The following is an 8,666-nucleotide window of genomic DNA, read 5'->3' as shown; positions in this document are numbered from 1 at the left end:
GTCGCGTTTGTGGGCACCATCGGGTTCATCGGCCTGGTGGCGCCGCACATCGCGCGCCGGCTGTTCGGCGAAGACCATCGCTTTTATCTGCCCGGCAGCGCGCTGGTCGGTGCGCTGATCCTGTCGCTGGCGTCCGTCGTTTCCAAGAACCTGATGCCCGGCGTGGTCGTGCCCGTTGGCATCGTGACCGCGCTGGTCGGCATCCCCTTCTTCGTGTCGGTGGTGTTGCGCCGGCAATTGCCATGACGCGCGGCGCCGTCTTGGACATCCACGGGCTGACCGCCGGCTATGGCCGGGGCGACGTGCTGCACGCGTTGTCGATCCCGGCGCTTGCCGCTGGCCAAGTGACGGCCCTGCTCGGCCCGAACGGCAGCGGCAAGTCCACGTTGCTGAAGGCGCTGGCCGGCCTGGTCCGCGCACGCGGCGGCAGCGTCTTGCTGGATGGGCAGGACCTGACCCGGCTGGGCGTGGGCGAACGCGCCCGGCATATGGTCTACCTGCCCCAGAGCCTGCCCGCCGCCGTGCATCTGCGGGTTTTCGAATCGGTGCTGGTCGCCGCGAACGCCAGCCGCGACACCCTGTCGGCCGGCGCGGGCATGGCCGACATCGAGCGCCTCCTGGAGCGGTTGGGCATCGGGCATCTGGCGCTGCACTACCTGGATGCCTTGTCGGGCGGGCAGAAGCAGTTGGTGGGACTGGCGCAGGCGCTGATCCGCCATCCCCGCGTGCTGCTGCTGGACGAACCCTTATCTGCCCTGGACCTGAACTACCAGTTCCACGTCATGCGGCTGCTGAAGCAGGAAACGCGCGAGCACGGCCTGATCAGCATCATCGTGCTGCACGACCTGAACGTGGCGTTGCAGCACGCGGACCGCGCCGTGATGATCCAGGCCGGCCAGTTGCACGCCGAAGGCGCACCGGCGGACGTCATCACGCCCGCATCGCTGGCGGAGGTCTACGGGGTGCAGGGGCGGGTGGAAGCCTGCTCGCGCGGTCTGCGGCAGGTGCTGATCGACGGGCTGGACGAACACCCGCGCTGAACGTCGCCGTGGCGTCGGGCCGGAAATGCGAGAGGCGGCCGCTCAGGCGCGCAGCGCCACATCCACGACCGGCGCACCGGTCATGTCCGCCAGTTGCCGGGGCGTCAGGTTGAACACGGCGTGCGGATGGCCGGCGGCCGCCCACAGGCTGTCGTAGTTGAAGAGGTCCGCATCCAGCAACATGACCGGCTTGACAGCGTGGCCGATGGGGCAGACGCCGCCGATGGCGTAGCCCGTCATATCGCGCACGAACTTGGCGTCGGCCTTGGCCAAGGCGCCGACCTCGCCGGCCACCTTGGCCTCGTCCACGCGATTGGCGCCGCTGGCGATGACCAGCACGGGCGCATCGTCGGACACCCGGCGGAAGATGATCGACTTGGCGATCTGCGCCACTTCGCACCCCAGGCCCGCCGCTGCTTCCGCCGACGTCTTGCCCGATTGCGGCAGGACGACGACGGGCTTGTCATGCCCGATTTCGAGCAGCAGGCGGGCAACGCGTTGGGCGGATTCTGGCAAAGCGGCGAGGGACTCGGGGGACATCGTGACGGACTCCATGAAAGGTTGCGAACGAGTTTATCAGCGGCAGCCGGCGATGGCCCCCAACGGCGGCGGGCTAGAATGCGGACCTGGCTTTCCCCTTCCCGACCTCCATGCGTTCCGAACCCGTCCTGCCCCTGCAAACCGCGTTGATCAACGGCTACGCCATGTCCTACACCGAGTACGGCAGCGGCACGCCGCTGGTGCTGGTGCACGGCTCATTGTCGGACTGCCGCTACTGGAAATCGCAGATGGCGCCGCTGGGCAAGTCTTTCCGGGTGCTGGCGGTTTGCCTGCGCCGGTACTGGCCCGAGGCCTGGGACGGCGAGGGCGACGGGTTTTCCATCGAGCAGCATGCCAGCGACGTCCTGGAGTTCATCGATACCGTGGCAGGCGGCCCCGCCCATCTGGTGGGCCATTCCCGCGGCGGCCGCGTGGCGCTGGAAGCCGCGCTACGCCAGCCCGACGCGTTGCGCAGCCTGACGCTGGCCGATCCGGGCCTGCCGCTGCCCGGCGGCGATGATTCGCGCGGCGGTTTCCGCCAACGCGCCTTGGCGCTGATCCGCCAGGGCGACGTCGAGGAAGGCCTGGCGCTGTTCGTGGACACGGTGACGGGGCCGGAGACCTGGCAGCGCATGGTGCCGTGGTTCAAGGAGATGGTGCGCGACAACGTCGGCACGCTCTTTGGCCAGGCGGACGAACAGCCCGAAGCGCTGACACCCCAGCAGATCGGCACACTGAAGCTGCCGACCTTGCTGATCGGCGGCGCGTTGAGCCCCGCGCCCTACCCCGCCGTGCTGGATGCCCTGTCGCAATGGGTGCCGCACGCGCATCGCGTGACGGTCGTCGGATCGTCGCATGGCATGAACCTGGGCAACCCCCGCGCCTTCAACGGCGCCATCGACGCCTTCATCGGGGGCTAGCCCCTTACGGTTCCACTGACGGCGTGTGCTTGAGCCGCCGCAGGACGAACGTGGAACGGCTGTGGCGCACGCCGCGCAGCTTGTACAGCCGTTTGCGCAGGAATGCCTCGTAGCCCTCGGTGCCTGCCACGGCCACCTTGATCAGATAGTCGTATTCGCCCGTGACCAGAAAGGCTTCGACCACTTCCGGCAGCCGGGTGATCTCTTCGCCGAACCGCGCCAGGGACTCGTCGTCGTGGTGTTCCAGCGTGACCTCGATCATGACGGTATCCGGCAGGCCCAACGCCTTTTGATTCAGCAAGGCCGCGTAGCCCTCGATCACGCCAGCCTCTTCCAGCGCCTTGACCCGGTTCCAGCAAGGCGTGGGCGACAAGCCGACTTGCTCGGCAAGTTTCAGGTTGGTCAGGCGGCCGTCGACGCGCAATGCGCGCAGGATCTTGCGGTCGGTTTCGTCGATTTTCGGGGTGGCGGACATGGCTGGCGAACCAATAAAGAGAATATCCCTTCGAATACGCATTCTACAAGATGAATATTCTTCTTTATCCGCCAATTTTGCGTGAATCAGGAAACCTATTTTGTTTCCTCGGCCGTAGACTTTCCAGCAAGACGGGCCCTATCCCGCCCGTCGGATTTCGGCGCATGCACCGCGGCACAACCCGGCGTGCGCGCCGGCAGTTCCCACGCAGCAACCCGCGCGCCGATCCGCGCGGCTGGAAACCATGTCCCACGCAGCAGCAGTACCCGCAAGAACCGGTCTGGGCCTGTCCGGCACCGCCATGCTCCTGACCGCCCCGGCGTTATTCGCATCGAATATGGTCGCCGCCCGCTGGGCGCACGACGCCAGCCTTCCCCCCGTCTTCCTTGCCTTCGGCCGCTGGCTGCTGGCCTTGCTGATCCTGCTGCCCCTGGCGACGCCTGCCCTGCGTGCGCACCGCCGCGCCTTGTGGCGCGGTTTGCCTACCCTGCTGCCGCTGGCAGTGCTGGGCATGGGCGTGGCGGTGGCACCGCAATACATCGGCGCGCAGACCACCAGCGCCACCAACATTGCCCTGATTTTTTCGTGCAGCCCTATCCTGGTAGCGTTGCTGGAAGCGCTGATCTGGCGCAAACCGCTGTCGGCGCTGCGGGCGGCCGGCTTGGGCCTGGCCCTGGGCGGCGTCCTGGTGGTGCTGTCGCGCGGCGACCTCCACGCGCTGGCGCGGCTGGCGTTTGGCCAGGGCGACCTGTGGGTGCTGCTGGCCGCGACCGGCTGGGCGTTCTACACCGTCTTGCAAAAGCGCCTGACGCTGCCCGCCGTGCCGGACAGCGCGCGGCTGGCGACGATGATGGTGGGCGGCGTGTTGGCGCTGGCGCCCTTTGCCGGCATCGAAGCCGCAGCCGGCGCCACGCCGCCCTGGACGGATCCGCGCCTGGCGGCCGTGCTGCTGTTCCTGGCGGTGGTGCCCAGCCTGGGCGCCTATTACGTCTATGGCCGCCTGATCAGCCAGGCCGGTCCCGCCACGGCGGGGCTGTCCATGTTCCTGGTGCCGGTGTATGCGGCGTTGCTGGCGTGGCCCTTGCTGGGTGAGACCCCGCAACTGTTCCACGCCTACGGCTTCGTGATGATTTTGATGGGCGTGAAGATGGCGTCTGCACGCATGCGGGCCGGGGCAGCCACCGTGGCCGCCCCGGCCTGAACCCCGCAGCAGGGATTCAGCGGCCCGCGCCTTGGGCCGCGATGACTTCCTGCGCCACCTGGCGGGGCGCTTCGGCGTAGTGCTTGAACTCCATCGTGTAGGTCGCGCGCCCCTGGGTCAGCGACCGCAGCGACGTTGAATAGCCGAACATCTCGGCCAGCGGCACTTCAGCGCGAACCACCTTGCCGCCGCCGCCCGCGATATCTTCCATGCCCTGCACCATGCCGCGCCGCGAAGACAAGTCGCCCATCACATTGCCGGTGAAGTCCTCGGGCGTCTCGACTTCAACCTGCATCATCGGTTCCAGCAAGACGGGATCGGCGCGGCGCATGCCCTCCTTGAACGCCATCGAGCCCGCCATCTTGAAGGCGTTTTCGTTCGAGTCCACGTCGTGGTACGAACCGAAGAACAGGGTCGCCTTCACGTCCACGACCGGGTAGCCCGCCAGCACGCCTGCGTTCAGCGATTCGCGGATGCCCTTGTCAACCGCCGGAATGAATTCGCGCGGCACCACGCCCCCCTTGATGGCGTCCACGAATTCGTAGCCCTTGCCTGGTTCTTGCGGTTCCAGCTTCAGCACCACATGGCCATACTGGCCGCGTCCGCCCGACTGCTTGACGAACTTGCCTTCGACTTCGTTGCAGGCCTTGCGGATGGTTTCGCGGTAGGCCACTTGCGGCTTGCCGACCGTGGCCTCGACGTTGAACTCGCGCTTCATGCGGTCGACCAGGATTTCCAGGTGCAACTCTCCCATGCCCGAAATGATGGTCTGGCCCGATTCCTCGTCGGTACGCACGCGGAAGGACGGATCCTCTTGCGCCAACCGGTTCAGCGCGATGCCCATTTTTTCCTGGTCGGCCTTGGTCTTGGGTTCCACGGCCTGCGAAATCACGGGCTCGGGGAAGACCATGCGTTCAAGGATGATGATGTGTGCCGGGTCCGACAGTGTGTCGCCGGTGGTGACGTCCTTGATGCCGACGGCCGCGGCGATATCGCCCGCATACACTTCGGTGATTTCCCGGCGCTCGTTCGCGTGCATCTGCAGGATGCGGCCCAGCCGCTCCTTCTTGCCCTTGATCGGGTTGTAGACGGAGTCGCCGGATTTCACCACGCCGGAATACACGCGAAAAAACACCAATTGCCCGACGAACGGGTCCGTCATGATCTTGAAGGCCAGCGCCGAGAACGGCTCGTTGTCGGCCGGATGACGTTCGATTTCGCGGTCGCGCTCGTCGTGCCCCTTGATAGCCGGCACGTCTAGCGGCGACGGCATGTAGTCGATGACGGCGTCCAGCATCGCCTGCACGCCCTTGTTCTTGAAAGCGCTGCCGCACAACATGGGCACGATTTCGTTGGCGACCGTGCGCGCGCGCAAGCCCTGCTTGATCTCGTCTTCCGTCAGGGTTTCACCCGACAGGTACTTTTCAAGCAGCGTCTCGTTGCCCTCGGCGGCCTTTTCCACCATGTTGTCGTGCCATTTCTGCGCCTCGTCCAGCATGGACGCGGGAATGTCCTCGTACTTGAACTTCACGCCCTGGCTGGCGTCGTCCCAGATGATGGCCTTCATCTTGACCAGATCGATCACGCCTTCGAAATGGTCTTCGGCGCCGACCGGCAGCTGGATCGGCACGGCGTCGCCTTTCAGCCGTTCGGCGATCTGGCGCTGCACGCGCAGGAAGTCCGCGCCCACGCGGTCCATCTTGTTGACGAAGGCCAGACGCGGCACCTTGTACTTGTTGGCCTGCCTCCAAACGGTTTCGGACTGCGGCTGCACGCCGCCCACCGCGTCATAGACCATGACCGCGCCGTCCAGCACGCGCATGGACCGTTCGACTTCGATGGTGAAGTCCACGTGCCCGGGCGTGTCGATGATGTTGATGCGGTGTTCGGGGTAATTGCCCGCCATGCCCTTCCAGAAGGCGGTGGTGGCGGCCGACGTGATGGTGATGCCGCGTTCCTGCTCTTGCTCCATCCAGTCCATCACGGCCGCGCCGTCATGGACTTCGCCGATCTTGTGGGTGATGCCGGTATAGAAGAGGATGCGCTCGGTGGTCGTCGTTTTGCCCGCGTCGATATGGGCGCTGATGCCGATATTGCGGTAAAGCTCGATACGCGTCTTGCGAGTCATGGCCTCTTCCTTGCAGTGAACCACTATGCACGTACGGCAAGCCCGACCGGGCGCTGCCGCGGCGGGCGCCATGCCGCGTGGGGTACTGGGGAATGCGGAACCGCGCCCGCCTTGATGCGTAAATATTACGCGCCGCGCGGCAAGATACAAGAACCAATCGGTACCGCTTCCGGCCAGCCCGGCGGATTGGCCCCGTAAGGGACTGTTTTCCTTGAAAAGACGCGCCAGGAAAAAGATATTCATCGCTGCCATAAGGCGGCGCTATTGCCCTGCGCTGGCACAAGACAAAAAAAGCCCCTCGCTGCGGAGGGGCTTTGCGGCGTAGGCACCGGCTTGGCGCCGGGCCGGGCGGCGCTTACTTCTTTTCTTCCTTGACGCGGTAGACCAGCACGGCGGTGGTGGCCAGCGACAGCACCTTGGCCGTGACGCTGCCCAGCAGCAGGCGCGACAGGCCGCTGCGGCCGTGGCTGCCGATGAAGATCAGGTCGCAACCGGCTTCGGTGGCGGCCTGCACGATGCCGTCGGCCACGTTGAAGTTGGACACGGCGCGCGCTTCGGACTTGACGCCGGCGGTGTCGGCGCGGTCGGTGATTTGCTTCAGGTACTTGTCGGCTTGCTCGGCCGAGGCCTTTTCGTAGTCTTCGTCGGTGATGGCGTAGGCCGCGGCCATGCCGTCAAAACCGATCGTGGCCGCAAACGGCTGCGTCACGTACAGGGCGACGACTTCGGCGCCGACCGAACGTGCGAAGGAAATGCCCGCGTTGGCGGCTTGGGCCGACAGCGGCGAACCGTCGGTGGGAATCAGGATCTTCTTGAACATCTTGCCTGCTCCTGTTTGAGAGGAATCTTTATGCTACCGGAAAGCCGCCAGGTTCACATCAAGGGAACCCCGGCGGGCTTGACGCGCGTCAAGCGCCGTTTCAGCCCAGTTGCTGAGCGGCGGCGAAGAGATTGGTGCAACGGGTGCCAGTGCGGCAATAGGCCAGCACGGGGCCCGGCAGGGTCTTGAGCAATTCGGCGAAGCGCACCACGTCGGACACGGTCATGGCGCTGCCGACCACGGGCTGGTATTCGACGGCCAGGCCGGCGGCGGCCGCGGCCTTGGACACGTCGGCGGCGGTGGGCTGATCGGGGCCGCCTTCAAAGTCGGGGCGGTTGATGATGACGCTCTTGTAGCCGGCGGCGGCCACATCGGCCATGTCCTCGGGACCCAATTGAGGCGCGACGGCAAAGTTTTCGGTCAGGGGTTTGATGGGTGCGGACATGGCGGTTCCTTCAGATAGATAGCTGCATATTATTGATTGTAGGAGCCGTTTTGCGCGAAGAGTTTTTCCAATTCTGTCCAGACGCCGCGGTCATCCGCGATCGAGACCGAGAACCGCAGCATGGTCGAGGGCGCCTGCGACGGTGAAAACAGCGTGCCGGGCGCCAGCAACATGCCCCGGTCGGCGGCCTCGCGGGCCAGCACTTCGGTGTCGCGCCCGCAATCGGCCCACACGAACATCCCCGCGTTGGGCTCGTGGGGCACCGTCAGCCCCAGCTTCAGCAGCCCCCGCATGCACCGTTGCCGAGCGTCGTCCACCCGCGCCCGCACGCGCTCGATGTGGCGCCGGTACTGTCCTTCCATCAGCACGCGGTGGACCACGCGTTCGCCCAGCTCGGGCGAAGTCAGCCCCGCCAGCATTTTCAGGTCGGCCAGCTTTTGCAGGATGTCGGGATTGGCGGCCACGTAACCCACGCGCAGGCTGGCGGCCAGCATCTTGGAATAGCCGCTGACGAGGATCACGCGGTTCAAGCGGTCCAGCACGGCCAGCTTCATTGCGCCACCCGGATGCAGTTCCCCGTAGGTGTCGTCTTCGACCACCATGAAATCGTGGCGCTCGGCGATCCGCAGGATGTCGTAGGCCACGCCGGCCGACAAGCTATGGCCGGTGGGGTTATGGACGGCGCTGTTGATGATGAAGAGCTTCGGTTTGTGCTCGGCCGCCAACTGCTCCAGCATGGCGATATCCGGGCCGTCGGGCCTGCGCGGCACGCCGATCAGCCGCGCGCCGAATGCCACCAGCCGGCCGAAGATGACGAACCATGCCGGGTCTTCGACCAGGACGGTATCGCCCGGCTTGACCAGGTGCCGCGCAATCAGGTCCAGGCCGTGGGTTACGCCGTTGGTGGTCAGCAGGTTCAGTTCCGGATGCGCCGGCACGCCGTCGTTCTGCAACGACGCGGCGATTTGCTGGCGCAAGGGCGCGAAACCCTGCGGATGACCATAGCTGACCAGATTGGCGCGCACCGAGCGCCCCACCGCGCGCACGGCGCCTGCCACCATGTCCGGATCCAGCCACTCGGCCGGCAGCAGGCCGGC

Annotated in this window: 10 protein-coding genes; 4 read left to right on the top strand and 6 right to left on the bottom strand. The window is 66.0% G+C overall.

Features of this window, described 5'->3' with window-relative positions; all coding sequences use genetic code 11:
* Both HG262_RS30225 and HG262_RS30220 read left to right on the top strand, forming a co-directional pair.
* The coding region (locus HG262_RS30225; protein ID WP_169274504.1) for an iron chelate uptake ABC transporter family permease subunit at window positions 1-246 on the top strand (246 nt) is incomplete at its 5' end.
* Window positions 243-1,040, top strand: coding sequence for an ABC transporter ATP-binding protein (locus tag HG262_RS30220; protein WP_169274503.1), 798 nt, complete (start codon window positions 243-245; stop codon window positions 1,038-1,040). The genes HG262_RS30225 and HG262_RS30220, both read left to right, overlap by 4 nt.
* 42 nt (window positions 1,041-1,082) lie before the next feature.
* On the opposite strand, the gene HG262_RS30215 is transcribed toward HG262_RS30220, so the two are convergent.
* On the bottom strand, window positions 1,083-1,580 hold the full coding sequence (locus HG262_RS30215) for a YbaK/EbsC family protein (protein WP_169274502.1): 498 nt from the start codon (window positions 1,578-1,580) through the stop codon (window positions 1,083-1,085).
* A 110-nt stretch (window positions 1,581-1,690) separates the two neighbouring features.
* On the opposite strand from HG262_RS30215, the gene HG262_RS30210 reads away from it, so the two are divergent.
* A complete protein-coding gene (locus HG262_RS30210) occupies window positions 1,691-2,500 on the top strand; it encodes an alpha/beta hydrolase (RefSeq protein WP_169274501.1) in 810 nt (269 codons plus the stop codon).
* 4 nt (window positions 2,501-2,504) lie between these two features.
* On the opposite strand, the gene HG262_RS30205 is transcribed toward HG262_RS30210, so the two are convergent.
* On the bottom strand, window positions 2,505-2,975 hold the full coding sequence (locus HG262_RS30205; protein ID WP_169274500.1) for an Lrp/AsnC family transcriptional regulator: 471 nt from the start codon (window positions 2,973-2,975) through the stop codon (window positions 2,505-2,507).
* A 244-nt stretch (window positions 2,976-3,219) separates the two neighbouring features.
* Between HG262_RS30205 and HG262_RS30200 the strand changes: the two genes are divergently transcribed.
* Window positions 3,220-4,176: a DMT family transporter gene (locus HG262_RS30200; protein ID WP_248293536.1), complete on the top strand. Its 957-nt coding sequence runs from the start codon at window positions 3,220-3,222 to the stop codon at window positions 4,174-4,176.
* Window positions 4,177-4,192: 16 nt separating this feature from the next.
* On the opposite strand, the gene fusA is transcribed toward HG262_RS30200, so the two are convergent.
* The 4 genes from fusA to HG262_RS30180 form a co-directional block, all read right to left on the bottom strand.
* A complete protein-coding gene (gene fusA, locus HG262_RS30195; protein ID WP_169274499.1) occupies window positions 4,193-6,304 on the bottom strand; it encodes an elongation factor G in 2,112 nt (703 codons plus the stop codon).
* A 355-nt stretch (window positions 6,305-6,659) separates the two neighbouring features.
* Window positions 6,660-7,124 (bottom strand): universal stress protein, encoded by a 465-nt coding sequence (locus HG262_RS30190; RefSeq protein WP_169274498.1) that lies wholly within the window; start codon window positions 7,122-7,124, stop codon window positions 6,660-6,662.
* A 100-nt stretch (window positions 7,125-7,224) separates the two neighbouring features.
* Window positions 7,225-7,569 (bottom strand): TIGR01244 family sulfur transferase, encoded by a 345-nt coding sequence (locus tag HG262_RS30185; RefSeq protein WP_169274497.1) that lies wholly within the window; start codon window positions 7,567-7,569, stop codon window positions 7,225-7,227.
* A 29-nt stretch (window positions 7,570-7,598) separates the two neighbouring features.
* Window positions 7,599-8,666, bottom strand: a 1,068-nt coding sequence (locus HG262_RS30180; protein ID WP_169274496.1) for a PLP-dependent aminotransferase family protein, incomplete at its 5' end; no start/stop codon positions are given.

It is taken from the genome of Achromobacter sp. Bel, assembly GCF_012928505.1.
Lineage (GTDB): Bacteria > Pseudomonadota > Gammaproteobacteria > Burkholderiales > Burkholderiaceae_B > Achromobacter.
The sequence above is the reverse complement of the archived record's forward strand: the minus strand, read 5'-3'. Positions and strand labels throughout refer to the sequence as shown.